Here is a 24881-nt window from a genome sequence, read left to right as displayed (position 1 = left end):
ATTCATCAGACGGGTTACATAAAAAGTCTCTTCCTTATACATAGTAATATTGGGGGTGATTATGAATGAAATTCTTTTTAATTGGAGCAATCCTCCTGCTTGCTCAGCAAATACAAACAGATGACAGCTTAACGATTACCCATAATAATCATGTTATAGAAAAAATGGACCGGAATAATGCGGCAATGCTGATGCCAGAGACATTACTAATTGACCAGACAAAATTGGATAATCTCATGAATCATTTGGATCATCAAATGTATAAGGCTCCAGTAAATGCTGAAATCGACAAGAGCGGAAAAATAGTGCCGGAAAAAACCGGCTACAGATTGAATCGTGAGATATTCAGCGAAAAATTCCACGGTTACTTTTTTGGGAGCGGTGCAGCAAGGATGGAAGCACCCAGAATAAAATTGTATCCCAGAGTAGATAAAGAACTGCTTGCCAATATTCGCTCTGCTAGGATTGGAACCTATGTAACTTTTTTTAACAAGAATAATAAAGAGCGTACAAAGAACATATATCTTTCTGCAGAAGCGATCAATAACACAGTTATTTTTCCTGGCGAGACGTTTTCTTTCAACGGGGTGGTAGGCAACCGGACAGCAGCGAAGGGCTATTTACGGGCTCCGATCATTATTAGAGGAGAACTGTCTGAAGGAATTGGAGGAGGCATTTGTCAAGTTTCCTCAACCTTATTTAATGCCATCGACAATGCCGGATTAAAAGTGATCGAAAGGTATTCCCACAGCAGACGGGTCCCTTATGTTCCAGCAGGAAGAGATGCTACCGTCAGCTGGTATGGACCTGACTTTCGGTTCACGAACAAATACAGCGAGCCAGTATTGATCAGGGCGGCTGTTTATGGGGCAAGTGTGATGGTCACCATTTATTCAACGAATGAAGTTGCTTATGAAAAGAGGACAGAGCTTCGAAAATAAGCCTTTGAATATTGTGAAAGAGTCTTTGTTTTGATTCTCTTGATACATAAAAAAAGTGTTTTGGCTGAATCGCCTGAGGAAAAAGATACTTCTGAATCTTCATGCTTGGACATATATTTAGAAGTATCTTTACTTAGGCAAGGTGATCATTATCACTCAAAAATTAGCAGCAATTTTAATAGGAAGCTTATTGATCAGTATTGGCATCAATGGCTTTTTAGTTCCGCATCATTTGATTGATGGCGGAGTCGACGGAATAGCCTTGATATTACATTACTATTTTGACTATAAAACGGGTTTATGCATTCTATTTTTAAGCTTGCCCCTTTGTTTTTTTTCGTGGTTTTTCAAGCCGGTCTATTTTTACAGCAGTATCCACGGTTTATTGATATCTGCATTTTTTATTGATTTGCTGGATCCATTGAGAACTCAATTTTCTTTGCCGATTTTTTTAAGTTCCCTGATAGGAGGAAGCTTAATAGGAATTGGCATCGGAGTCATGCTCCGAAATGATACAAGCACAGGGGGAACGGATTTATTGGCACGGCTTATTTCCGACAGCACAAAATTAAATATAGGAATTTCGATTTTAATTATTGACGGTCTTGTAGCAGCCGCAGGGTATAAAACCCTGGGACCCAGAAGCTTTTTCTTTTCATGTGTCACAATTGGTATCATTGGATTGATCACACACATAATTATGAAACCTTCAGATCATTGAAAAAGCAGACCCCAAAAAAGGATCTGCTAGTCTGTTTTTATGGATTTGTTGACCATAATCCTGCTGTCTTCACAAATACGCGTGAATTAAGTTTTAGCTGAGCAACCATGAATTCGGCTAAATCTTCAGGCTGCATGACTGATTCAGGATTTCCATCAGTCAGATTCGTCTCAATCGCTAAATCAGTTGCAACTGTGCTAGGTGTTAAGGCACTGACACGAATATTATGCTTTCTTACTTCAAGCATAAGGGATTCTGTTAATCCCAGCACTGCAAATTTAGAAGCGCTGTAGGCACTTGTAACTGGAGCACCCTTTTGGCCGGCAGATGATGAGATGTTAATAATATCGCCAGCTTTTCCTTCAATCATGTCAGGAAGCACGGCTCTTGTAGCATTGTAAACTCCCATTAAGTTTACGCGGATAATGCTTTCCCATTCTTCAGGAGTCAGCTCTAAAAAGCCTCCGAATTTAGCAATTCCAGCATTATTAATAAGGATATCAACGTTTCCTAATGCTGATTTAATGTCATTTACCGCAAGCTCAACAGAATTAAGATGTGTAACATCAGCTGCAGCAACAGCTGTTTTTACACCAAATTCCTTTAATTCCTCAGCAGTTTTTTCGAGATTGGACAAAGTCAAGCCAATAAGCCCAAGATTGACACCTTCCTTGGCAAGAGCAATGGCAGCTGCCCGTCCAATGCCTCTTCCAGCACCTGTAATAATGGCTGTTTTTCCATATAATGAACCCAAACATATCACTCCTATTAGAAAGTGAAGACAGAAAGACCGCAAGCGAACCGCAGTCTTTCGTCTTCTCATTTATTCTAGATTGGCATGCTTGCCGTACATCGTTTCGGAATCTAATCCCTTTTTCTCCATAAACCTTAAGATAATCGCATCATAAAACAGCAGAAGAGTTTGCTCGAACAAGGAACCCATCGGCTGGATGGTTTTCTTTTCACTGTTTGATTGATCTTTAGGAGATCCAGGCAATTGAATGGTGATGTCTGCGAGTTTTCCCAAAGTCGACTCTGGTTTAATCGTGACTGTCACAATCGTTCCGCCGATGCTTTTGGCTTTTTCTGCAAGCTGGATCAAGCTTTTTGTTTCGCCTGAACCTGAACCGATAATTAAGATATCATCTTTTTCAAAGTTTCCAGTAACGGTTTCTCCGATGACATATGCATCAATCCCCATATGCATCATTCTCATTGCAAAGGATTTTCCCATAAATCCAGATCTTCCGGCCCCAGCCGTAAAGACTTTTTCAGATTTAAGAATGGCATCGACTAACTTCTCTGAATCACTGTCAGAGATTAAATCAGCGGCAGGTCCAAGCTCATTTAAAATTTTTGCAAAATAGTGAGTTGTCTGCGTCATGGATTTATCCTTGTTTGATTAATTTTTGCATTTGGGATGCAGCCGCTTTGATATCAGCTTGGCCAGTAATGCCGCCGCCGACGATTACCAGGTCAGGCTGTGCTTTAATCACTTCAGGCAATGTTTCTAATTTGATGCCGCCTGCTACAGCTGTTTTTGCATTTTTAACAACGCTTTTAATTGCTTTTAGATCTTCAAAAGAGTTTTGTCCTACTGCCTGAAGGTCGTAGCCTGTGTGAACACAGATATAATCAACGCCAAACTCATCAAGCTCTTTCGCACGGGCAGCGATGTCTTTTACAGCGATCATATCAACAAGGATTTTCTTGCCTTGTTTTTTAGCCTCTTCGACAGCCCCTTTAATGGACATATCTTCTGCTGCTCCAAGGATTGTCACGATATCAGCACCAGCTTCAGAAGCTTTCATGACTTCATAGCCTGCTGCATCCATGATTTTAAGATCAGCTAATACCTTTAAGTTAGGAAATGCTTCTTTCATTTCCTTTACAGCGCGAAGGCCTTCGTTAATAACGACAGGTGTTCCGATCTCAACGACATCTATAAATGATTCAACTTCTTTAACCAGTTTAATTCCTTCTGGTATATCGACTAAATCTAAAGCTAATTGTAATTCCATGAATAAGTTCCTCCTATAAAAATCTAGTTTTTGCTGCACTCTAATCCTATCTTCCTGCAGCATGGAAAGTTGTTCGGTAAATTACTAAATGCTGTTGCTCACCAGTACAATTGCAAGTGTAATACGTATATCATTAAAATAAAAGTACGCACTTTTAATTTACATAGTGATAAAAAGTATACTATGGGTTATACTAAGGGCGGAGGTGATTGATATGTCTCGGATGGATGGAAAACTATTTAATTGCGAAAAAGAATTGACTCTTTCTGTCATTGGCGGTAAATGGAAAATGCTGATTTTATGGCACCTAGGTAAAGAAGGAACAAAGCGCTTTGGCGAATTAAAGTCTCTTATGCCTGGAATTACCCAGCGTATGCTTGTTAATCAGCTGCGCGAGCTTGAAGAAGACTTAATCGTTGAACGCAAAGTATATCCTGTCGTTCCTCCCAAAGTGGAATACTCTTTAACTGACCAGGGCAGAACTCTGATGCCGATTCTTGACGCCATGTACGAATGGGGCAAGAATTATATGGAGAATGTTGCTGAAGAAAAACCGGAGATAAGTGAGTCGATTAAGTAATTGAACATTTATATATGAAGGCTCATTTTGTAAAGTTGCTTTTAGAAAAAACGTTGTAAACCCTAGTGGATTGCAGCGGAAGGAACTTGACTGCTGCGGGAAATGGTAATGAGAGACTCGGCAGGCTTAGCCGAAGAGGCTCCCGTCCTCCCCGCGGAAAGGAACGGTAACATTGATACCAAATAACAACAAGCAATGGGAACACAGCCTATATGAAAGAGCAAGATTCCGAATGGCGGAGATCTTGCTCTTTTTTTACGGCGGAAAGATAGAAGTTAGTGAATGATGGAACGTCTCTTTATGATGATGTTTTAATAGGTTTAGTCATTTTGAAGTAAGATCAGGATTCATTTCTTCTCCCTATATTATATATTCACGAAAAATACAACGAGTAAAATCAAAGCGAGAGCAATGCTGACAATATAAATAGCGGATAAATTCTTCATTCTGGCCTTCGTTGATTCACGGTAAGTCTCAACTGCTTGATTCTGTCCGATTAATATGGTTACTATTAACCCGACTAAACTAATAATAGAGATAATAATGACACTGATCCAAATAGACAATTTATTGACTCCTTTTGTATAATATCCCCGCTCTTAACAATCATTTTACATGTGTTCCAGGAGATGGGGCCATCCAATTTTCATATTTTGATGCCATCCACTTTTATAATTGCACTATTATGTATATAAGGAGCTGATTATTATGACGATAGAATGGAAGCCCGACCGTTTAAGTGAGCAGCCAATTTATAAACAGATCGTTCAGTATTTTGAAGAGCAGATTCGCAACGGGGAACTGCCTCCATTAAGCAAACTGCCTTCTGAACGAATGTTAGCAGAGGACTTAGGGGTAAACCGAAGCACAGTTGCAACTGCTTATGCTGAACTCAGTGCATCAGGTTTAATTATCAGCAAAAGGGGAAGCGGTACATTGGTCGGTGAGGTAAATCAAGACTATTCTAGCGGACGTTTGCCGAACTGGAACAGCATGCTCATAGCCGGTACACTTTTGCAAAATGTGCCGATCATTCAGCGAATTGCTGAAGAAACCCATCATAAAAATCTGATTGATTTGGCTACCGGGCAGTTATCACCGGAATTGTTCCCAAACGAACAATTTCAGCACTTATTAAAGAATCAGCATTTCGATCATCCCTTAAGCTATGATCATCCGCATGGGAATATGAAATTGCGGGAAACAATAGCCGGTCATCTGAAAACCTATAAAAAAATAGATTGCACGCCATCATCCATCCTTATTACTTCAGGAGCTCAGCAGGCTCTGCACCTTATAATTCAATGTTTATTGAAACCTGGCGATGCAATTGCAATAGAAAATCCTTCATATACATATTCTTTGCCTATTTTCAAATCTCTTGGCATTAAGACAATATTGCTTTATGCGGATGAAAATGGCGTCAATCCTCAAGCTATTCATGATGCCTATATGAAGCACCGGATTCGGATGATTTTTCTAGGTTCCGCATATCAAAATCCAACTGGTGCCGTTCTTCATTCTGAACGAAGAAAAAAAATCCTCAGTACTGCATATGAGTTTGGAATTCCAATCGTTGAAGATGATCCTTACTCTTTATTGTCTTATGAGAATGAAAGCGGAGCAACCTTAAAATCGGAAGATTCACATGGCATTGTGATCTATATCAGCTCACTGTCAAAAATGGTATCCTCAGGCATGAGAATCGGCTGGATTTTGGCTCCAAAACAAATTATTGAACGATTAGCAGATGCCAGACAGCAAATCGATTTTGGATCAAGCATTTTTTCGGATTGGCTGGCAAGAGAGTTTTTAAAATCAGATTTTTTTGATCCGCATCTTCATCAGTTGAAAATTGAATTAAAAGAAAGGAGAGATATACTGGTTTCAGCTATTGAAAAGCATCTCCCCGGACTGGTGGATTATACAGTGCCAAAAGGCGGTATTCACTTATGGTGCCGAATTATTCCTGCACATCATGATGAAAAACTATTTAATCAATCATTAGATAAAGGGATGATATATACCCCGGGAAGTGCTCTTGGTTCGAATAAGGGCTTTGTCAGATTCACATTTGGACGAGCGGCCAAACAATCAATTGACACAGCCATTGCTGCATTTTCAGAGGCTCTGTTTCATCAAAAATAAGAATTCAGCTTAAGAGGAGAAAAAGCAATGAAGCTAAGTATTCTAGATCAGTCACCTATTTCAGAAGGTTCCAGTGCAAGAAATGCCCTGAAGCAGACCCTGCAATTAGCAAAAGCAGCCGAGGAGCTGGGCTACACTCGTTTTTGGGTTGCAGAGCATCATAACACAAATGGATTAGCAAGTACGGCTCCAGAAATATTAATATCTCACATTGCCTCAAATACAAGCCGGATCAAAGTCGGATCTGGCGGCGTGCTGCTTCCGCAATACAGTCCTTTTAAAGTTGCTGAAACGTTCAATACGCTTGAAGTTCTATTTCCAAACCGAATTGACTTAGGCATTGGACGTTCACCCGGTGGTGGTGCTGAAACCCGTCTTGCACTGACTGATGGAATACGAAAGAGCTTAAATGAATTTCCAAGGCAGCTCCAGGATCTGCAAGGGTTTTTAAGCCAGTCGCTGCCAGTGGATCATGCATATTCAAAAGTACTAGCAATGCCTGATTCGGAAACATCTCCAGAAATGTGGCTGTTAGGTGTTTCACATCGGGGAGCAAGGACTGCAGCGGAACATGGTTTGGCATTTACTTATGGACATTTTATCAATCCTGCAAGCGGGAGAAAAGCTATGAAAGATTACTTGGAACAATTTCAGCCCACACAACAATTAACATCTCCTAAATCCAATTTTTGTATTTTTGTTGTATGTGCAGAAACAGAAGAAAAGGCTGAATATCTGGCATTAAGCCAGGATGCATGGCTTTTAAATGTGGAAAAGGGAGGAAATACAAAAATCCCCTCACCTGAAGAAGTGAAAAAGATTGATTTTTCTCCTGATGAACAAGAGAAAATAAACAGAAACCGAGATCGCATGATTATTGGCACACCTCAAAAAGTAAAAGATGAATTGCTTCGTATCGGAGCAGATTATAAAACAGATGAATGCATGGTGATCTCCAATCTTTTCAGATTTGAAGACAAACTTAAATCTTATGAGCTTCTTGCAGAATCCTTTGAGCTTAAGCAAAGATAATCCATTTTTCATTCAAGTCGTTTTGTTTTCATTCATCAATAATACTTGATACAATGTCGTTGTTTATAGATAAGGTAATTGTTGAAGGAGGACAAAGAGATGTCCAATGAAAGGATAAATTTAAAAAAAGAAGTGAAATTGTCTGTTCTGGATCTTGCTCCAGTTGTTGAAGGCAGTACACCAAGTGAAGCTTTTAAAAACACACTAGACCTTGCTCAGCATACGGAAAAATGGGGCTATAACCGTTTTTGGCTTGCAGAACATCATAACATGGAGGGCATCGCAAGTTCGGCTACAGCTGTGTTAATTGGACATGTTGCCGGAGGAACGTCGAAGATCCGCGTGGGTTCAGGCGGAATCATGCTTCCAAACCATGCTCCCTTAGTAATTGCAGAACAGTTTGGAACGCTTGAATCCATTTATCCGGGCAGGATTGACCTTGGACTGGGACGAGCTCCTGGTACGGATCAGCTGACAGCCCGTGCTCTTCGCAGAGAAAACATGAGCAATGGAGAAGATTTTCCAGAACAGCTGGAAGAATTGAGAGACTATTTTAATCCGACAGAAGCTAAGCATGTTCGTGCTGTTCCAGGACAAGGGCTAAACATTCCAATTTGGCTCCTCGGTTCAAGCGGTTTCAGTGCACAGCTGGCAGGAAGACTTGGATTGCCTTTCGCATTTGCAAGCCATTTTTCACCGGAGCATACCATTCCAGCGATGCGTCTTTACCGAAGCAGCTTTAAACCATCTGAAGTGCTTCAAGAACCCTATGCTATGGTAGGTGCGAATGTGGTAGCTGCAGACAGCGATGAGAGAGCAGCTTATCTGGCAACGACAATGCAGCAGCAATTTTTAAACCTTGTCCGCAATCGTCCAGGCAAAATGCAGCCTCCTGTTGAAAATATGGAAGAGCTTTGGACAGCATATGAAAAAGCAGCCATTCATCAGCAGCTCGGTTCATCAATTGTCGGAAGTGCAAGCACTGTTAAAGGCAAATTAGAGAAGTTCTTAGATGAGACAGGTGCAGATGAAATTATGGTCAATGCTTCAATCTATGATCATCAGGAACGCTTGCGCTCATTTGAAATTGTTTCACAGCTTTTCAAGTAAACATCGGAGGAAGAGATCATGAACTGCAAAATAAATCGTAATGCTGCAAAAGAATTAAAAAAGCTGCTGAGTACGGAAGAAGCTGATGGTAAAATGATACGTGTCGTTGTGACTGAAATGCACGGCGATCACGCTCATTATGACCTAGCGCTTGATACACCGACTGAGCATGATGAAATTGTAAAGACAGATAAAGAGATTGATGTGCTGCTTGATCAGCGCGAAGACTTTTTAGACGGCGTATGGATTCAGTATTTTTATGTGCCCGATCCAGGATTTGTCATCACAAACTCACAAAAAGGCACTCATAGACATTAAATGATGAAAAGAGTGAAACCGTAAAAGGTTTCATTCTTTTTCATTTTTCATATTTGTTAGAGGCTCGATATCAAGCTGATAGCTCACTTCCACTTTCAATTTTCCCCATTTTTGCAGCCACTCTTTTTCAGTAGGCGGCTTAGTAAAAGGTGTTTTAATGCGTTTTCCTATTTCAATAGGATCTGCTTCTAAATCTTGCAGCTTTTTGATTAATTCTTTTGTCTGTTTTTCAAAATATGTTTCCAGTTCATTATTAAGCGTCGTTAATTCTTTTTCATTGAAAAGGTTTTTATCTCCTCTGTACTCCTCAAGTCTTGCATGTAATTTAACATTTAATGAAAGGATATCTCTGCTGGGGTTCAGATCGATCTTCACATCTGAGCGGACTTGCCCAAGTACAGCAGAGAAAGATGACAGCGGAAGGAATTTTAAATAGTAATTGTTATCAATCAGCTGATAAATTTGATCCTCTAAATAGGAGAGGGTATAAAGAAGCTTGTCATTTCTGAAAATACCTGTTCCAGCGTATACGAAATTGTCCTCCTCAATTTTAAATACAGGCAGAATAGGATCAGAGTAAGGTGTATATAATTTATTTTTATATTCATGCAAATTTGCAATTGTGAGTTCCCCTTGGTCATTTTCCTCATAATGCTTAAGCATACGGTAGAGATAATAGTCAATGTTATCTTCCTGTTCCAGCTGATTTTGAAGATATTCATCAAAGTTCCCATTTACGACTACCAAATAGATGCGCTGTGAAATATCAGGATCAGCAAGCAAAGTATTAATTAAAAAGGTAATACCTTTTTTAGCGAAATCTTCAGAAATGATGAGCATTCGAACTTGTCCTGATTTTATTTCGCGGTAATAATTCAAATTAAAATTTTTGCTGCCCTGTTTTAAAAGGTCCACCTGCATCGTAATGATCCGTTTCTTTTCTTTGAGCAGGGGCGGGGTTAATGTGCTTAATATTACTTGATCATTTTCACCAGACCAGGCAGACCAAAAAGTAACGGGTGCTATCTCTTCGATCGTATTGTTCTCGACAAAGGGACTGCATCCGGTTAATAGAATCATAAAGATAAGCGATAAGCCGGCAGTCCATTTTTTTAGTTTACTCATGTCTTTTCACGTCCTTTTCGTTTCATGGCTGAAAATAAGAAAGACGGAACAAGTAAATAAGTTAAAGCTCCTGACCAAATTTGAATGTTCAATAATACGCTCTGTTCCATTCCAAATTGACTAAGCCATTCATTAGAAAGATAGAGACAGATAAATATAATAATAAAACAGGCGTAAAAACCGACCTTGCTCGATTGTTTATTCAATTTTGAAGCAGCAATTTTTAAGCCGCCATAAAAATACAATAATAACAATGCTCCCGCAAAGATGGCGTTAAATAAAAGGATCGAAATTAAAATGATATCGATTCTCTCAATGAAAGGAAATTGAAGATATCGTGCCAAATGAACAATAGGAAATTTACTGAAGCTTAAATAATCTGCTCCGAAGAACAGTAAAGAAGCAATAAATAAAAGTAAGTATTCCAGAATCGTCATGGCATTTGCAAAAGAGAGATATTTAAGGAAGTTCTGATTTGGCTTCAGCCAAGTTGCTAAACAGATTAAATATTCTGGTCCTGACAATGATGACCAAATCAACAATAAACTTTTCCATGAACCGTCCGGCCAATCAAACGGTATGAGAGGGTAAAGGTCGTAAACAGAAGCATTTGGAGGCAGGAAAAAAATATAAAATAAGAGAATGAGCCAAGCTGTACAAAAAAGGCAATCACTGCAAAGCCAATGGTTTTTTCCATTCCCTGCGAGGCAACGTAGAAGCAAACGAGCAAAATCGTAAGGATCAGCCACTTGCTGTTCATGGAAGGGAAGATAAATTGTTCTACAATCTCTGCGTAACCTAGTACGATTACTAATATTTTTAAAAGAATGAAAAACAATCCTAGGAAAGAAAAAAATCGAACCATGCGCTTGCCGAATAATTCGATAAATCCTTGATATCCTTTTTTAGAATACTCAGATTGAAACCATTTAGACAGCAAAATCAAATTTAACTGTGAAAGAATGCCAACCCCGATAATTCCCCAAATCATATAGGGGTGAATCAAGTACATTGGCAAGACAATAAAGAAATAGAGCATCTGAAGCCTATTTGTCATAAGCATGATATACATACCGTTAAAGGCATACGTTCGATCATATAGAGAAATAGGTTTCATTATCTCATCTCCTTTGACTGTATCTCCATTTCTGAACAGGATGCAAATGTTCAGGACGCTCTTTCATTTTTGTCAGCGGACCTCGTATGAATAGATCATTCCAATCCTTTCCATAGAAGGGGGCAACCGGTGAAAAATAAGGTTCCTTTAAAGAATTTAGTCCATTAAGGTGGGCAAAAAGCAGGATCAAACCAATCGCAATGCCAAAGATTCCAAAAATAGAAGATAAAATCAGAAAGCCAAATTGGATCAGGGAATTTGCTTTTGTCATTAAATAATTTGGGATTAAAAAAGATGCAATCGTTGATATTCCAACCATGACAATTAAAACTTTACTGGCAAAGGCTGCTTCTACGGCAGCTTGACCAATGACTATACCCCCAATTACACCAAGGGTTTGACTGGATTTTGTCGGCATTCTTAAGCTTGCCTCTTTAATAATCTCCAAGATGATCAGCATTAGAAAGGCTTCCCAGAAAGGGGAGAAGGGCAGTTTTGTTCTGGATTCCATCAGGACAAATAAAATTTGAAGAGGAATCATCTGATAATGATGTGTAGTTAATGCAACATAAAAAGGGATTAAAGTAATTGAAATAAAAAAGCTCAAGTAACGAATGCATCTTAAAAAACTGGCAACTGGCCATCGGTTTATATAATCCTCTGGTGATTGGAACAAGTGAAAAAAAGTGATCGGTGCTACAAGCACAAAAGGAGTATTGTCTAAAAGAATCGTAATTTTACCCAGACCCAGCGAATAAGCGCAAACATCCGGCCGATCCGTTTGCTGAAATTGGGGGAAGATACTGTTACTGTTCTCCTCCATAAAAGCGGCCAGCTGAGAAGAGTCAAAAAAAAGGTCAAAATTAATTTCTTCAATCTTCTTTTTTGCAGTCTCTATAAATTCAGGATTGGTCAGGCCTTCTATGTACATGATGACTGCGGTGGACTGACTTAAAGATCCAACAGTGAATTTTTCCGTTTTTAATCTCGGAATTGGAAGCCTATGTCGAATCAATGAAATATTATCTTCAATATTTTCACTGAAACTATCTTTAGCACCATATAAAATTGTCTCTGTTTCTGAAGTTTCTATGATCTGCCTAGAGGGTTTTTAAGCGGAATAGCAGCCCAAACATTATTAGCAGGATCATATATCAAAACAGCCCCTGAAAAAAGCTGTTTATTTGCTTCAGCGATAGAGGTAACTTCCTTAATTTTTGATGCAGCCATCTTTTTTAATACTTGCTCTTGTGCTGATCTTTTAAGTGGTTCAATAATACTTTCATTCAAACGCTCTAGGTCAATTAATGTCCTTATATAGATCAGCGTCAGCTTATGAAAGTCATTCTTTTCAGGCTCAATAATTTCAGCGTCATCTTTTTTTCGAGTATTTTTTTAAACTCTTCTATAGATAAGGGCTGATTTTCCAGAGCCAGTGTTTGCTTCGTGCTTTCTTGCTGCACTAAACCCCTTTTTTTCTTATTCCAAAACATAAACATCCCTCACCTGTAAATCAATGAACTAGCCGTGTTTAATGGGCAGTAATGCATTTATTGTTCACTGTAATTCTTCTATTTATTCGCAATATAGTTCTGGTCAATTTTCTTTTTGTAACGGAATAAGAGCTTAATTAAGGGTCTTTTTTCTTTTCCTTTATATGTTAACTGTAAAAAGGCGTTTAAAAAATCAGCACTGTTTGCAGTTGAAAGATCTATTACATTATTCATTATCGGCATGAACGCGTTTACAGCAATCAATACCTTTGAGTAAGCATCGGATTTCTAGTATACTTGGTCAGAGAAATTGTACTAGGAAAGGGAAATCCATACTATGACATCACAATTAGAAGCTTTAAATCTCCCGAATAATATACTGTCAGACATAAAAAAAAGATCGGAAACATTTAAAAACAGCGAAGATGCGATGCTGATCGGCAAAGGCGGGTACATGCCTTCAGAAGATGCGATTTTATTTGATGCCATGATCGCTTTATCATTAGGCAAAAATGTTTTATTAAAAGGACCTACAGGATCGGGTAAAACAAAGCTTGCCGAGACACTGTCAAATCTTTTCGGCCAGCCGATGCACAACATAAATTGCAGCGTGGATCTTGATGCGGAGGCCCTGCTTGGCTACAAAACCATCTCGCAGGAAGGTTCGAAAACGAGCATTGAATTTATTGAAGGTCCTGTCATTCATGCGATGAAAAAAGGTCATATCTTATATATAGATGAAATTAATATGGCGAAGCCCGAAACATTGCCGATTTTAAATGGAGTGCTGGACTACCGTAAAATGATTACGAATCCATTTACAGGAGAGGTAATCAAAGCAAGCAGCGACTTTGGCGTGATTGCAGCTATTAATGAAGGTTACGTAGGTACTGTTCCTTTAAATGAAGCCCTAAAAAATCGTTTCGTTGTGATTGAAGTGCCATATATTCAAGGTGAACAGCTAAAGGCCGTACTGCGCTCACAATCTATGCTTACAAATGAAAAGCTGATCAGTCAGTTTGTTACTCTTTCATCTGATCTGATCACCCAGGTGCAGAATGGTCAAATTTCGGAAGAAGCTGCGTCTGTAAGAGCACTTATCGACACATGTGACTTAGCTGTCTATATGCCGCCGCTTCGGGCTATCTCACGCGGAATCACTGAAAAACTTGAAGACGACAGGGAAAAGGCAGCGATTCAAAATATTGCAGAAACTCTTTTTGTGTAAAGGGGCCGTGTCATGAAATATATAAAATTTAATGACAAGCGGGTCGATTCGTTTTTATTTATGGAGCTCTCCGACTTGGCAAAGACTCTTACCAAAAAAGATGAGACTGAGGTTGAATTTGCCGTGCAGTCTTACTATGATCCGTTCATTCAGAAAGTGTACATCAGCCACTTCTGGGATAACCGGCCGCGCCGGGATATGGTGAATGGCTTGAAAAGCGATGTATTTTTAAGAAGCATCGGCAGCTATAAATACACGGATTTCCTTGCAGTTGATGCCTTTTTATCACATGTGCAGAAACTAGCCGTTTCAAGCTTTGCGAAGCAGCTGTTTGTAATGCTTGAGGATTTGCGGCTTGAGGAGCACTGCAAGCATGAACGTCCCGGCACAACAAAGGTGTTTGCTGCCAGACGCTCGATGTACAGACGTTTTTTTAAAAGCCAATTAACAATCAACCAGGAGAGAAGCATTTATACGGATGCACTCTTTAATGCTTTTTATTTAAAAGCAACATCGGATTCTCCGCTTGAAGAGTTTCCGGCTCTGACAAATTCAATTGATCTGGCTGTGCCGTTTATCCAGAGTGAACTGCTGAAGCTCTATGAAGCCCGAAATACGGATGACATAGGCAAGATTGTCCTGAACATTTCAGAAGTCCTTGAAGACATTGTTCCGAATGACATGCTGAATATGTATTTTCATCTGCCATTATTAAACTACTCAGAAGCAGAATCGGGTTTAACCTTTGATGATCTGAAACGAAAATCAAAGCTGAAAAACGATGATATTCTTGAGCGGAAAAAAGAAGATGATGAAGACATACACGAGGACAAACTGCCGACCTGGCACAGGGAAACAAGTGAAGCGACAAAGAGCTTTCTTCAATTTGACCTTGAGCAGGGAAGCAAAACAGACCTTCTCGGAGAAGGTGTCAGAGAAGGCGATGACGGCGATCAGGCGCTCGGAATGGTACAGGGATCCTCCAAGAAAACAGCAAGAAATGATTATTCTAAGCTTGAAGCGATGGAAAACACTGAAAACAAACAAGAGCGCGGGGACAGTGAGGCATTAGGCAAAGAAAATAAATTTGCCTATCCTGTCTTTGTATCACCCGAAAAGCCAAGTGCATCGGATCAAGCAGCATACTTGGTAAAAAAAGAAACCATCGTTCCATTTCAAAAAAAGCTAAAGCAAATGATTGAAAAAACGCTTGAGCATAAAAAAATTTCACCAAGAAGCGATCTCCATACCGGACGCTTAAGCAAAAAACTGCTGAAGCTCCTTACAGATGAGAATCCGCGTTTATTTTATAAAAAAAATCAGCCGTCTGCTAAAATAGATGCTGCGTTTTGCCTGCTTGTCGATTGCTCGGCTTCAATGTACGATAAGATGGAGCAGACAAAGCTTGGCATCACGTTGTTTCATGAGGCGTTGAAATCTGTTTCCGTTGTCCACCAGGTCGTCGGATTTTGGGAAGATACGAATGAAGCCACTGAAACGAAACAGCCAAACCATTTTAAAACGGTCATTGATTTTGGGTCCTCTCTGCAGAAAAAACGAGGGCCTGAAATACTGCAGCTTGAACCGGAAGAAGATAATCGCGACGGCTATGCTATTCGTCATATGACAAAGCAGCTTTTAAACCGCAGTGAAAATCAGAAGTTTATGCTGGTCTTCTCAGATGGAGAGCCAGCAGCAACAGGATACGAGCAAAATGGCATAATTGACACACACGAGGCCGTACTTGAAGCAAGAAAACGGGGAATTGAAGTGATCAATATTTTTCTCGCAAATGGAGAAATTGACGAAGGACAGCAAAAAACGATTCAAAACATTTACGGCAAATTCAGCATTGTTGTTCCTGACATTGAGAAGCTCCCTGAAGTGCTGTTTCCAATCCTGAAAAAACTGCTGCAGAAAAGCATCCATTCGTAAGAGTGCCTTTATTAAAGGCACTCTTTTTGTAACGCATTCTCTCATTTGCTACTATATAAATAGAGGGAGATAAAAATGAAATCCGTTATTCCAATTCTGAGTATATTTGATGAACGGAAAGCAAAGGAGTTTTACCTGGACTACTTAGGATTTAGACTTGAATGGGAGCACCGGTTTGAACAGGAATATCCACTGTATTTTCAAATTTCAAACCAAGCCGTGCAGATTCATCTTTCCGAGCATCACGGAGATTGCTCGCCGGGGGCAGCCGTCAGAATTCAGTGCAAAGATCTTCAAAATTATCATAGTATACTCAAATCTAAAGAATATTCTTTCTCAAATCCAGGAATTGAAAAGAATCCATGGAACACATATGAATTAACCGTTCAGGATCCTTTTATGAATCGGATCATTTTTTATCAAAATACATAGAATTTAGAAGAAAAACAAGAAAATATGTCGGACTCAGCAGAAAAAGAGGCTGATTTTCCTCTTGAAAAATGAATATAATGCATCTTTTGTTTTTTAGATTCACTTTTAATTTTTGTTTTTCAGTATTATTTAAAATTTTCTTGTGATACTCCTTTGATTAAACGGGCAATGAATGTTAAAATAACAATGGAAGCGTTTTAATCCAAACCTATCTTTCTAAGAAAGATAGGATAGTATATTACAATAATATCCATTTGAATCTGTTTTTAAAAAATTCAATCAGATTCACTACCATTGCTGGGGGTTATGTAAGATGTCAGGAACAACAACAAAGCGCAAGATTCGACTTGAGGATTTTCATGGACCGAACCTTGGCTATGTACTGGAGCTGTTTGATCAATATCAGCAGGATCCAGAATCGGTTGATGAAGAATTAAGAGAAATGTTTGATGGATGGGACACAGTACCGCAGACACAAGTTAGCAATGAAACATCAGCGGGCACAGCATCGTCTGTTCAAAACGCAACAAGCGCGGACAAAATGAAGAAGATTGCTTATGCAGTCAAGCTTGCAGAAGATATCCGCACTTATGGACATTTAAACGCTTCAATATATCCATTTGAAAGTGTTAAACAAAAAGAGTTTCTTCAGCTTAAGGATTACGGGCTGACAGAATCTGACCTAGAAGAAATCCCGGCATCCATTTTATGTGCGGATGCACCTAAAGAAGTAACGAATGGATTACAGGCCATTCAATATTTAAAAGAAGCTTATACAAAAACGATTGCTTTTGAATTCTCTCACGTACACCGTTTTGAAGAAAAGTACTGGCTTAAGAAAATGGTTGAATCCGGAGAAATCTTCAAAAGTCATTCAAATGAAAAACGCACGGCTATTCTTCGCCGCCTTTCAGAAGTGGAAGGTTTTGAGAAATTTTTGCACCGCACGTTTGTAGGGCAAAAACGTTTCTCGATTGAAGGATTGGACATGCTTGTTCCAATGCTTGATGAACTGATTTCAAACGCTGTTCACGCAGGAACAAACAATGTAAATATTGGTATGGCTCACAGAGGACGTTTAAATGTGCTGGCACATGTTCTCGGAAAGCCTTATGAAATCATTTTCTCAGAATTCCAGCATTCTCCAAACAAGGAGCTTGTTCCCTCTGAAGGATCTGTAGGCATTAACTATGGCTGGAGCGGAGATGTAAAATATCATCTTGGAGCAGACCGTCAGATTACAGACGAAAGCACAAAACGTGCACGGCTGACTCTTGCAAACAACCCAAGTCACCTTGAATACGTAGACCCGATTGTCATGGGCTACACACGTGCTGCACAGGATAATCGCCAGACAATCGGCTATCCGAAACAAGATGAAAAAGAATCAATGGCGATCATCATTCACGGTGATGCTGCGTTCCCAGGTGAGGGAATCGTTGCAGAAACTCTGAACTTAAATTCACTTACAGGCTATCAGACCGGCGGTTCCATTCATATTATCGCCAACAATATGATCGGGTTTACAACTGAAAGCAGAGACTCCCGTTCTACAAAATATGCAAGTGACCTTGCAAAAGGATATGAAATCCCGATCGTTCATGTAAATGCAGACGACCCAGAAGCGTGTCTTGCAGCAGTGATGATTGCGATTGAGTACCGCAAGCTCTTTAACCGTGACTTCTTGATTGATTTAATCGGCTACCGACGCTTTGGCCACAATGAAATGGATGAGCCATCAACGACTCAGCCGCAACTATATGAAAAAGTCCGCAAGCATCCGACAGTCCGTGCACTCTATGCTGCACAGCTTGAAGAGGCAGGATATTTAAGCAAAGAAAAAATTGCGGAAATTGATCAGCAGACATTAGACAAATTTGACGCTGCATATCAAAAAGTGCCTTCGAAAAAAGTTACTCAGGTTCATGACATAGAGCTTCCTGAAATCGTTATCAACGGACTGCCGAAAATCAAAACGGCCATAAATAAAGAGTCTCTCTTAAGAATTAATGATGAGCTTGTGAAATGGCCTGAGGGCTTCAATGTTTTTGATAAATTGAAAAGAATTCTAGAAAGACGCGCAAATATCTTTGTTGGAGAAGAAAAAGCTGACTGGGCATTAGCAGAAACGCTTGCTTTCGCAACTATCCTTGAAGACGGCACGCCAATTCGCCTGTCGGGCCAGGATTCGGAACGCGGCACATTCTCTCAAAGACACTTAATGCTTCACGATAGTGAAACAGGAAATGTTTACTCACCGCTGCATACACTATCTAAATCAAATGTGTCTTTCGCCGTTCATAACAGTCCATTATCAGAAGGGTCAGTACTTGGCTTTGAATATGGCTACAACGTATTTGCTCCTGAAACACTCGTGCTGTGGGAAGCTCAATACGGTGACTTTGCAAACGCTGCACAAGTATTCTTTGATCAATTCATCGCAGCAGGCCGTGCGAAGTGGGGTCAAAAATCAGGGCTTGTGATGCTTCTTCCTCATGGTTATGAAGGACAAGGACCTGAGCATTCAAGTGCAAGACTTGAGAGATATCTGCAGCTTGCAGCAGAAAACAACTGGACAGTCGCAAACTTAACAAGTGCTGCACAGTATTTTCATATTTTAAGAAGACAGGCAGCGCTTCTGAAACGTGAGGAAGTACGTCCGCTTGTTATTATGACACCTAAGAGTCTGCTTCGAAACGCGCAAACTATTTCTTCAATAGAAGAACTGAGCGAAGGGGAATTCCGTCCGGTTGTGGAACAGCCTGGACTTGGCCTGAACCATGGAGATGTAAAGCGCATTGTCTTATGCAGCGGCAAAATCGCAACTGATTTAACAGATAAATTAAAATCAATAGAAGAAGATGTAAATCAAATCCACGTTGTACGAGTGGAAGAATTATATCCGTTCCCTAAAAAGGAAATTAAAGCAATTCTTGGACGCTACGAGACGCTGGAAGAAATCGTCTGGGTACAGGAAGAGCCAATGAATATGGGTGCATGGACATACATGGATCCAGAACTCCGAGAAGTAGCACCGGAACATGTGAAAGTGAATTACATTGGAAGAAAAAGAAGATCTTCGACAGCAGAGGGAGATCCAAACGTTCATAAAAAAGATCAAGAGCGTATCGTAACAGAAGCATTGACGTGGAAAAACGAAGGGAGAATTTGATCATGGCACAAGTAATCGTACCAGAATTAGCTGAATCCATCTCAGAAGGAACTATCGCACAATGGCTGAAACAACCAGGGGACTACGTTGAAAAAGGGGAATATCTGGTTGAGCTCGAAACAGATAAAGTAAACGTTGAACTGACAGCTGATTATTCTGGTGTGCTGAAGGATGTTGTCAAAGATTCCGGTGACACGGTTCAAGTTGGCGAAGTGATTGCTGTGATTGATGAAAACGGCGAAACTGCTGGCACTCAAGCAGAGGAAGTTAAAGTAGAACCGGTTAAAGAAGAACAGCCAAAAGCTTCTGCGCCTATAGAAGAAAAGCATGAAAAGACTGAAAGCAAATCACAGCGTCCAATTGCTTCTCCGGCAGCGCGAAAGCTTGCAAGAGAAAAAGGAATTGATTTGACTCAAGTTCCTTCAGGAGATCCGCTTGGAAGATTGCGCAAGCATGACGTTGAAGCTTATTCTCCAAACGCGCCCGCTTCAAAGCCAGCTGCTCCTCAAAAAGCGCCTGAAGCAAAACCTGCAAAACCGGCTTCTGACTCTTTCGACAAACCAGTTGAGCGCGAGCGCATGTCGCGCCGCAGACAAACGATTGCTAAACGCCTTGTCGAGGTACAGCAAACAGCTGCGATGCTTACGACATTTAATGAAGTTGACATGACGGCGGTTATGGATGTCCGTAAACGCAGAAAAGATAAATTCTTTGAGCAGCATGACGTACGCCTTGGCTTTATGTCATTCTTCACAAAAGCAGTTATTGCAGCACTTAAGAAATACCCATTATTGAATGCTGAAATTCAGGGTGATGAGCTTGTTATTAAGAAGTTTTATGATATCGGCATCGCCGTTTCAGCTCCAGAAGGATTAGTTGTACCAGTTGTACGTGATGCAGACCGCAAATCATTTGCCCAAATCGAAGGAGCAATTGGCGAGCTTGCAGGAAAAGCGAAAAACAACAAATTAACGATTGGTGATCTTTCTGGCGGTACATTTACGATCACAAATGGCGGTGTGTTCGGTTCTCTTATGTCAACACCAATCTTAAACGGACCGCAAGTCGGAATTCTCGGTATGCATAAAATTCAGCTTCGTCCGATTGCGATTGACAAAGACACAATGGAAAACCGTCCAATGATGTACATCGCGCTTTCATACGATCATCGTATCGTAGACGGCAAAGAAGCAGTAAGCTTCCTCGCAACTGTCAAAGATTTGCTTGAAGATCCAGAATCATTGCTGATTGAAGGATAAAGAACTTGAAAACCTCATGACCTTAATCTAACTGTTATGTATTGAGGGAGAAAAAACAAAAATATTGAAGAAAACGGGTACTAAATTGCACAACAATTTGTATCCGTTTTTTTGTCTTATTATCGATTGAGTAAGCCTGCTTTGTGAGGGGCAAAGTCTCGCTATGAGTACCAGAGTATCCAAAAATTCCAATTTTGCAAAGCAGGGTTCAAGGGGCAGGAAAATTTTTATTATCATTTTAGGTTTTTTTTCTTATATAAATAATCACCCGTTTAGCTTAGGATGAAAGAGTGCATTTTTGTAGCAACGTTCCTGCACAATAGCACTTGAATGATCTGCATCCATTCAGGGAGATAGATAATAAAATATGAAGAACTGAGGAAGGGTTGTCATTGATTAATAAATTTTGTCCAATATGTGGAGAAGAGAACGAGTGTATGACAGGTTCTGGAAAAAATGATAACTGCTGGTGCAGCGCAGAAAAGTTTCCTAATGAAATCTTTGAATTAGTTCCTGCAGAAAGTAAAAGAAGACATTGTATATGTAAAAAATGTCTAAGTACATTTAAGAAAGAACAGAAGATAATAGAAAGATTGTAGTGATGTATACAAGAATTAGCTGCTATACTTTACTTGAAATGATCATTTAAATGAAATTTTTCATGCTTTAGCTGATTCTGCAAGAAGAAAAATGGTTCATATGATGGCCCTAAAAGAAAGAACAGTTTCAGAATTAGCAGCGCCTTTTGATATGTCTTTGGCTGCCGTTTCAAGGGTGTGTTTGTTCTTCCAGAACAAGAGATTTTAATAGAGCAACTGTGGGAACTCCATGTAGAGTTCCCTTCTTTTTATCCAGCACAAAATGAATAGCAGGGCTTTGCTGAGCAACAAAGTCCTGCTATTCACCTATTCTAATTAATATGTTATTTGGTTCGTTATTTAACGGTTTGCACCTTTATCAGAACCAATTAATCAGCAATGTATTTTCTTTTTATCTTCAGTCTTTAACAGGGAACCAGCCAGGCGTATGAATGATCGCCTGCCATAAAGGATCAGGCACGACCAGGCGGGACTGGGCATTTTTATCGAGTTTCGTCTCAATTTCATTTTCCCGGCCTTCGGCAATTTTCTGCACCCAATCAGGATCGATGATCAATTCGCGGCCAAGTGCTATCAGCGGCACTCCGGTACTCATTGCTTTGATGGCATCATCTGGTGTATAAATCGATCCAACGCCAATCAGCGGTACCTTGCCGTCAACACGTTCTTGAATAATTTCCAGGCGGGAGCGTGTATCATCAATACCCCGTCTTGGAGTTGACCAATATTGCATCAGGGAGATATGAAGATAATCCAAGTCTTTTTCAGTAAGCGCATCAACAAGCGCTAACGTATCTTCCATCGTAATCCCTGGTGTTTCCGGCTCCTCAGGTGAGAAACGGTAACCCACAAGAAATTCATTTGTTCCATATTGATCAACTGTCTTTTTTACCTCATCAACAATTGCAAGAGGAAAAGCAAGTCTTTTTTCAATGCTTCCTCCAAATTCATCTTCTCGCCGGTTTGAATGAGGCGATACGAATTGCTGAATTAAATAGGTATTCGCACCATGTATTTCAACACCGTCAAAGCCTGCTTCAATGGCACGGCGGGCTGATTCACCGAAGTCTTTGATAATCCTGTTTATTTCTTCAATTGTCAGCGCGCGCGGCACTGGTGCATCCCCAGACGGATGCCCCTGTTCCGCTGCCACTGCACTGGCACTGACTACATCACCATTTGGAACTAGTTCTGCAGGAACCATGCGTCCGCCATGAAAAATCTGGAGTATCGCTTTTGCCCCTTTATCCTTTATTGCTGAAGAAAGCTTTCGCAAGGAAGGAATCATCTCATCGGTATCACTTCCAAATTCGCCGGGGAATCCTTTGCCGCTCGGCGCCACATAGGCACATGCGGTAATGACCATGCCAGCTCCGCTTGCACGGCGGCTATAATAAGCAGTTTCTGCTTCTGTTACTGTTCCATCATCATTTGATGAAAAGTTAGTCATTGGCGCCATAACGACACGGTTTTTTAATTGAATTCCGTTTTTAAATTCGAATGGCTGAAATAACGGCTTATAGTTTGAATTCATAATTCTCGACCTCCGTATTCATATGTACCATTACATGATACTGTCTTGATTTAAAACTTGCATTAAATATGCTCATTAGAATTTGTTTAATCTTATTAAATCATTCATGATAGAAGGTATGGAGCGTGAAAACGATGGTGAAGATTGAAGCAGATGTGATACAGGGGCGCGGAAGCTATTATGACCTTGGTGTCAAACAGGGAAAAATACATAAAGATTCTAAACTCTTTCAAAATCATCAGAAAAGGAGAATAAAATCAATCAAATTTTATCAATCTGAACTGAAAACGGCTCAGAACCTGTATGAACAATTTGCTCCAGGTCTATGGCAGGAACTAGAGGGTTTGTCTGCAGGACTCGAGTGGCCCATAGAGGATGTTATCCATGAATACAGCGGGTATCAGGCAGATTGGAAAAAATCTGGGTGCAGTGCTCTAATGCAAAACGGCTATTATGCCAGAAACTATGATTACCATCCAAAAACGTACGAAGGAAGATTTTTGATTTGGCAGCCGGAAAGTGGATACGCAAGCATCGGTTTCGCCACAAGGATGATCGGACGGATTGACGGCATGAATGAAAAAGGGCTTGTGATCGGCTATCACTTTGTGAATCGGCTTAAACCTGGAGACGGGTTTATTTGCTGCAGCATTGCAAGATTTATCCTTGATACATGCAAAACGACTGCTGAAGCCATTGAGAAGATAAAAGAAATTCCTCACCGGCATGCGTTTAATTATTCTCTTTACGATGCAGCCGGAAATGCAGCCATAGCAGAAGCATCCAGCAAGGGAGTATCGATCTCATCAAATTCTCAAATGGCGTGCACAAATCATTTTGAGAGTCCTTCTAAACTTAGGGAAAACCGTCATCATTTAGTGGAAACACACACCAGGAAAACACAGCTTTCAGAAGCCTTTCGCCCAGATTTTTCAGCATCTGAAGCTTTTGCTTTCTTTAACAGCACCAGCAGCCAGATTTTCAAAAAAGAATATCATAATTGGGCCGGAACCCTGCATACTGCTGTCTATATTCCAAAATCCCTTCAGGTTCTGATCGGAGTTGGGGGAGACAGTCAGCCGCTTATCTTTTCATTTAAAGAATGGCTAAAAGGAAAAGACAGCTATTTGAAAAAAATAAGAGGAACTCTTGAAACAAATATTGAACTTCCTTTTTAAAGAAAACGTTTAACTCCGGGTTTTCTTAGGGTAGAGGGTAGAGAGGAAAGTAAAGTTGGGGGAGTGTATATGCAGCAAGTAATAGACATGATGAACCAGAATGAACGCCTGCTTTATGAGAAATGGGAGAACAGCGTTGAAAGTCCGCAATCTATAGATTCAGATGAAAAGCAAAAATTATTTAATATGATTTTCAGCATTATCAGCAGACCGGATGAAAAGTCTGCTGATTATTTGAGAGAATGGTACGAGAGATATATTAAACAGGATGATTCATTAACATATCTAGTAAAGTCTATTCAGCAGTTCAGAAGGTCTATCATCGAACTTGCCCTTTCAGATAAAAAATCAGCGATCATGGTGAACGACTTATATGAGAGCGTGGATAAATGGTTTGATCCCATTATTGCAGATTTAGTGACTAGTTGTTCAAATTCTTGGAATACAGAATTCCGCAAACAGCAGCATATTGTAAAAGAACTGACGGCTCCAATGATTCCTATCTCGAAAAGCATTTGTATCCTGCCTCTGATTGGCAACATTAACGATGACAGGGCAGAGGTGATAAAGGAAAATCTCCTGATCGGCGCCCGACATTACAAATGCAATCATATATTTATAGATATTACCGGCGTACCGGTTGTCGATACATTCGTTGCAAACCATCTGATCCAGGCAGCAGAAGCTGTCCAATTGCTAGGCGCCAGCTGCATCATTGTCGGCATTCGCCCGGAAATTGCCCAAACCCTTATAAACACCGGCATATCGATTGATAATATTCAAACATTCTCTAACCTTCATACAGGTATTCAGTATGTAACAAAGAATGATCAGAAAGAACAGCGTCCATGACGCTGTTCTTTTATGCGAAACAAGTTAACATAATATTATTATGTTTTATTTTAGGTTAAAAAGCATATAAACTAGCTGTATCATTG

24 protein-coding genes and 1 pseudogene are annotated in these 24881 nt (G+C 40.0%); 16 read left to right on the top strand and 9 right to left on the bottom strand.

Annotated elements, in window-relative coordinates:
* Nucleotides 1–65 precede the first annotated feature (65 nt).
* Nucleotides 66–941, top strand: coding sequence for a VanW family protein (locus QLQ22_RS14110; protein WP_223435545.1), 876 nt, complete (start codon nucleotides 66–68; stop codon nucleotides 939–941).
* Between the two features lie 151 nt (nucleotides 942–1092).
* Nucleotides 1093–1662: a YitT family protein gene (locus tag QLQ22_RS14105; RefSeq protein ID WP_223443437.1), complete on the top strand. Its 570-nt coding sequence runs from the start codon at nucleotides 1093–1095 to the stop codon at nucleotides 1660–1662.
* 37 nt (nucleotides 1663–1699) lie between these two features.
* Here the strand turns inward: QLQ22_RS14105 and QLQ22_RS14100 are convergent, their stop codons facing one another.
* The 3 genes from QLQ22_RS14100 to hxlA all read right to left on the bottom strand — a co-directional run bounded on the left by QLQ22_RS14100 (nucleotide 1700) and on the right by hxlA (nucleotide 3683).
* Nucleotides 1700–2416, bottom strand: a complete 717-nt coding sequence (locus tag QLQ22_RS14100; RefSeq protein ID WP_223435543.1) for a 3-ketoacyl-ACP reductase — start codon at nucleotides 2414–2416, stop codon at nucleotides 1700–1702.
* A 69-nt stretch (nucleotides 2417–2485) separates the two neighbouring features.
* Entirely contained in the window at nucleotides 2486–3046 is a 561-nt protein-coding gene (gene hxlB, locus QLQ22_RS14095) for a 6-phospho-3-hexuloisomerase (RefSeq protein ID WP_133310749.1), read from the bottom strand.
* 4 nt (nucleotides 3047–3050) lie between these two features.
* On the bottom strand, nucleotides 3051–3683 hold the full coding sequence (gene hxlA, locus QLQ22_RS14090) for a 3-hexulose-6-phosphate synthase (protein WP_133310750.1): 633 nt from the start codon (nucleotides 3681–3683) through the stop codon (nucleotides 3051–3053).
* A 214-nt stretch (nucleotides 3684–3897) separates the two neighbouring features.
* Here hxlA and hxlR point away from each other — a divergent pair, with 214 nt between their 5' ends.
* Entirely contained in the window at nucleotides 3898–4263 is a 366-nt protein-coding gene (gene hxlR, locus QLQ22_RS14085; protein WP_070875923.1) for a transcriptional activator HxlR, read from the top strand.
* Between the two features lie 365 nt (nucleotides 4264–4628).
* Here hxlR and QLQ22_RS14080 read toward each other — a convergent pair whose 3' ends face one another.
* The gene (locus QLQ22_RS14080) at nucleotides 4629–4829 is read right to left on the bottom strand and encodes a hypothetical protein (protein ID WP_070875922.1); all 201 of its coding nucleotides are present in this window, start codon (nucleotides 4827–4829) and stop codon (nucleotides 4629–4631) included.
* Between the two features lie 148 nt (nucleotides 4830–4977).
* Between QLQ22_RS14080 and pdxR the strand changes: the two genes are divergently transcribed.
* The 4 genes from pdxR to QLQ22_RS14060 all read left to right on the top strand — a co-directional run bounded on the left by pdxR (nucleotide 4978) and on the right by QLQ22_RS14060 (nucleotide 8871).
* Entirely contained in the window at nucleotides 4978–6411 is a 1434-nt protein-coding gene (gene pdxR / locus QLQ22_RS14075) for a MocR-like pyridoxine biosynthesis transcription factor PdxR (protein WP_420828867.1), read from the top strand.
* Nucleotides 6412–6438: 27 nt separating this feature from the next.
* A complete protein-coding gene (locus QLQ22_RS14070; RefSeq protein WP_223435541.1) occupies nucleotides 6439–7443 on the top strand; it encodes an LLM class flavin-dependent oxidoreductase in 1005 nt (334 codons plus the stop codon).
* A 99-nt stretch (nucleotides 7444–7542) separates the two neighbouring features.
* Nucleotides 7543–8553 carry an LLM class flavin-dependent oxidoreductase gene (locus tag QLQ22_RS14065; protein ID WP_223435539.1) on the top strand — a complete coding sequence of 337 codons (1011 nt, stop codon included), beginning with the start codon at nucleotides 7543–7545 and terminating at the stop codon, nucleotides 8551–8553.
* A gap of 18 nt (nucleotides 8554–8571) precedes the next feature.
* Nucleotides 8572–8871: an iron-sulfur cluster assembly accessory protein gene (locus tag QLQ22_RS14060; RefSeq protein ID WP_223435538.1), complete on the top strand. Its 300-nt coding sequence runs from the start codon at nucleotides 8572–8574 to the stop codon at nucleotides 8869–8871.
* Between the two features lie 30 nt (nucleotides 8872–8901).
* Here QLQ22_RS14060 and QLQ22_RS14055 read toward each other — a convergent pair whose 3' ends face one another.
* The 4 genes and pseudogenes from QLQ22_RS14055 to QLQ22_RS14045 form a co-directional block, all read right to left on the bottom strand.
* Nucleotides 8902–9996 carry a Ger(x)C family spore germination protein gene (locus tag QLQ22_RS14055; RefSeq protein ID WP_284015007.1) on the bottom strand — a complete coding sequence of 365 codons (1095 nt, stop codon included), beginning with the start codon at nucleotides 9994–9996 and terminating at the stop codon, nucleotides 8902–8904.
* Complete coding sequence (locus tag QLQ22_RS25040) at nucleotides 9993–10616, bottom strand: GerAB/ArcD/ProY family transporter (protein WP_349654980.1); 624 nt, start codon at nucleotides 10614–10616, stop codon at nucleotides 9993–9995. Before QLQ22_RS25040 ends, QLQ22_RS14055 begins: the two co-directional genes overlap by 4 nt.
* The gene (locus tag QLQ22_RS25035; RefSeq protein ID WP_349654953.1) at nucleotides 10532–11113 is read right to left on the bottom strand and encodes a GerAB/ArcD/ProY family transporter; all 582 of its coding nucleotides are present in this window, start codon (nucleotides 11111–11113) and stop codon (nucleotides 10532–10534) included. The genes QLQ22_RS25040 and QLQ22_RS25035 overlap by 85 nt, the downstream gene beginning before the upstream one ends.
* Before the next feature lie 4 nt (nucleotides 11114–11117).
* Nucleotides 11118–12606 (bottom strand): annotated as a pseudogene (locus QLQ22_RS14045) (spore germination protein).
* A 337-nt stretch (nucleotides 12607–12943) separates the two neighbouring features.
* Here QLQ22_RS14045 and QLQ22_RS14040 point away from each other — a divergent pair.
* The 7 genes from QLQ22_RS14040 (at nucleotide 12944) to QLQ22_RS14010 (ending at nucleotide 21439) form a co-directional block, all read left to right on the top strand.
* Nucleotides 12944–13834 carry an ATP-binding protein gene (locus tag QLQ22_RS14040; RefSeq protein WP_223435533.1) on the top strand — a complete coding sequence of 297 codons (891 nt, stop codon included), beginning with the start codon at nucleotides 12944–12946 and terminating at the stop codon, nucleotides 13832–13834.
* A gap of 12 nt (nucleotides 13835–13846) precedes the next feature.
* On the top strand, nucleotides 13847–15769 hold the full coding sequence (locus tag QLQ22_RS14035) for a vWA domain-containing protein (RefSeq protein ID WP_284015006.1): 1923 nt from the start codon (nucleotides 13847–13849) through the stop codon (nucleotides 15767–15769).
* Between the two features lie 75 nt (nucleotides 15770–15844).
* Nucleotides 15845–16201, top strand: coding sequence for a glyoxalase superfamily protein (locus QLQ22_RS14030; protein WP_284015005.1), 357 nt, complete (start codon nucleotides 15845–15847; stop codon nucleotides 16199–16201).
* Between the two features lie 313 nt (nucleotides 16202–16514).
* A complete protein-coding gene (gene sucA, locus QLQ22_RS14025; RefSeq protein ID WP_223435530.1) occupies nucleotides 16515–19373 on the top strand; it encodes a 2-oxoglutarate dehydrogenase E1 component in 2859 nt (952 codons plus the stop codon).
* Between the two features lie 2 nt (nucleotides 19374–19375).
* Nucleotides 19376–20632, top strand: coding sequence for a 2-oxoglutarate dehydrogenase complex dihydrolipoyllysine-residue succinyltransferase (gene odhB, locus QLQ22_RS14020; RefSeq protein WP_284015004.1), 1257 nt, complete (start codon nucleotides 19376–19378; stop codon nucleotides 20630–20632).
* Between the two features lie 386 nt (nucleotides 20633–21018).
* Nucleotides 21019–21231 carry a cysteine-rich CWC family protein gene (locus QLQ22_RS14015; protein WP_338036973.1) on the top strand — a complete coding sequence of 71 codons (213 nt, stop codon included), beginning with the start codon at nucleotides 21019–21021 and terminating at the stop codon, nucleotides 21229–21231.
* A gap of 55 nt (nucleotides 21232–21286) precedes the next feature.
* Nucleotides 21287–21439: an ArsR family transcriptional regulator gene (locus tag QLQ22_RS14010; protein WP_223443435.1), complete on the top strand. Its 153-nt coding sequence runs from the start codon at nucleotides 21287–21289 to the stop codon at nucleotides 21437–21439.
* Between the two features lie 189 nt (nucleotides 21440–21628).
* Here QLQ22_RS14010 and QLQ22_RS14005 read toward each other — a convergent pair whose 3' ends face one another.
* Nucleotides 21629–22765 (bottom strand): NADH-dependent flavin oxidoreductase, encoded by a 1137-nt coding sequence (locus QLQ22_RS14005; RefSeq protein WP_223435527.1) that lies wholly within the window; start codon nucleotides 22763–22765, stop codon nucleotides 21629–21631.
* Between the two features lie 134 nt (nucleotides 22766–22899).
* Here QLQ22_RS14005 and QLQ22_RS14000 point away from each other — a divergent pair, with 134 nt between their 5' ends.
* Both QLQ22_RS14000 and QLQ22_RS13995 read left to right on the top strand, forming a co-directional pair.
* The gene (locus QLQ22_RS14000; RefSeq protein ID WP_284016829.1) at nucleotides 22900–23943 is read left to right on the top strand and encodes a C45 family autoproteolytic acyltransferase/hydrolase; all 1044 of its coding nucleotides are present in this window, start codon (nucleotides 22900–22902) and stop codon (nucleotides 23941–23943) included.
* Nucleotides 23944–24012: 69 nt separating this feature from the next.
* The gene (locus QLQ22_RS13995) at nucleotides 24013–24795 is read left to right on the top strand and encodes an STAS domain-containing protein (protein ID WP_284015003.1); all 783 of its coding nucleotides are present in this window, start codon (nucleotides 24013–24015) and stop codon (nucleotides 24793–24795) included.
* Nucleotides 24796–24881 lie beyond the last annotated feature (86 nt).

This window comes from Metabacillus hrfriensis (assembly GCF_030127205.1).
Lineage (GTDB): Bacteria > Bacillota > Bacilli > Bacillales > Bacillaceae > Bacillus_P > Bacillus_P dongyingensis.
The sequence above is the reverse complement of the archived record's forward strand: the minus strand, read 5'-3'. Positions and strand labels throughout refer to the sequence as shown.

Bases quoted from the DNA above. Each gene is read 5' to 3' on its own strand.
- hxlA (WP_133310750.1), bottom strand. From the start codon at position 3,683: ATGGAATTACAATTAGCTTTAGATTTAGTCGATATACCAGAAGGAATT.
- QLQ22_RS14005 (WP_223435527.1), bottom strand. From the start codon at position 22,765: ATGAATTCAAACTATAAGCCGTTATTTCAGCCATTCGAATTTAAAAAC.
- odhB (WP_284015004.1), top strand. From the start codon at position 19,376: ATGGCACAAGTAATCGTACCAGAATTAGCTGAATCCATCTCAGAAGGA.
- sucA (WP_223435530.1), top strand. From the start codon at position 16,515: ATGTCAGGAACAACAACAAAGCGCAAGATTCGACTTGAGGATTTTCAT.
- QLQ22_RS14065 (WP_223435539.1), top strand. From the start codon at position 7,543: ATGTCCAATGAAAGGATAAATTTAAAAAAAGAAGTGAAATTGTCTGTT.
- hxlR (WP_070875923.1), top strand. From the start codon at position 3,898: ATGTCTCGGATGGATGGAAAACTATTTAATTGCGAAAAAGAATTGACT.
- QLQ22_RS25035 (WP_349654953.1), bottom strand. From the start codon at position 11,113: ATGAAACCTATTTCTCTATATGATCGAACGTATGCCTTTAACGGTATG.
- QLQ22_RS14110 (WP_223435545.1), top strand. From the start codon at position 66: ATGAAATTCTTTTTAATTGGAGCAATCCTCCTGCTTGCTCAGCAAATA.
- QLQ22_RS14030 (WP_284015005.1), top strand. From the start codon at position 15,845: ATGAAATCCGTTATTCCAATTCTGAGTATATTTGATGAACGGAAAGCA.
- hxlB (WP_133310749.1), bottom strand. From the start codon at position 3,046: ATGACGCAGACAACTCACTATTTTGCAAAAATTTTAAATGAGCTTGGA.
- QLQ22_RS14060 (WP_223435538.1), top strand. From the start codon at position 8,572: ATGAACTGCAAAATAAATCGTAATGCTGCAAAAGAATTAAAAAAGCTG.
- QLQ22_RS14040 (WP_223435533.1), top strand. From the start codon at position 12,944: ATGACATCACAATTAGAAGCTTTAAATCTCCCGAATAATATACTGTCA.
- QLQ22_RS13995 (WP_284015003.1), top strand. From the start codon at position 24,013: ATGCAGCAAGTAATAGACATGATGAACCAGAATGAACGCCTGCTTTAT.
- QLQ22_RS14070 (WP_223435541.1), top strand. From the start codon at position 6,439: ATGAAGCTAAGTATTCTAGATCAGTCACCTATTTCAGAAGGTTCCAGT.
- QLQ22_RS14035 (WP_284015006.1), top strand. From the start codon at position 13,847: ATGAAATATATAAAATTTAATGACAAGCGGGTCGATTCGTTTTTATTT.
- QLQ22_RS14055 (WP_284015007.1), bottom strand. From the start codon at position 9,996: ATGAGTAAACTAAAAAAATGGACTGCCGGCTTATCGCTTATCTTTATG.
- QLQ22_RS14000 (WP_284016829.1), top strand. From the start codon at position 22,900: ATGGTGAAGATTGAAGCAGATGTGATACAGGGGCGCGGAAGCTATTAT.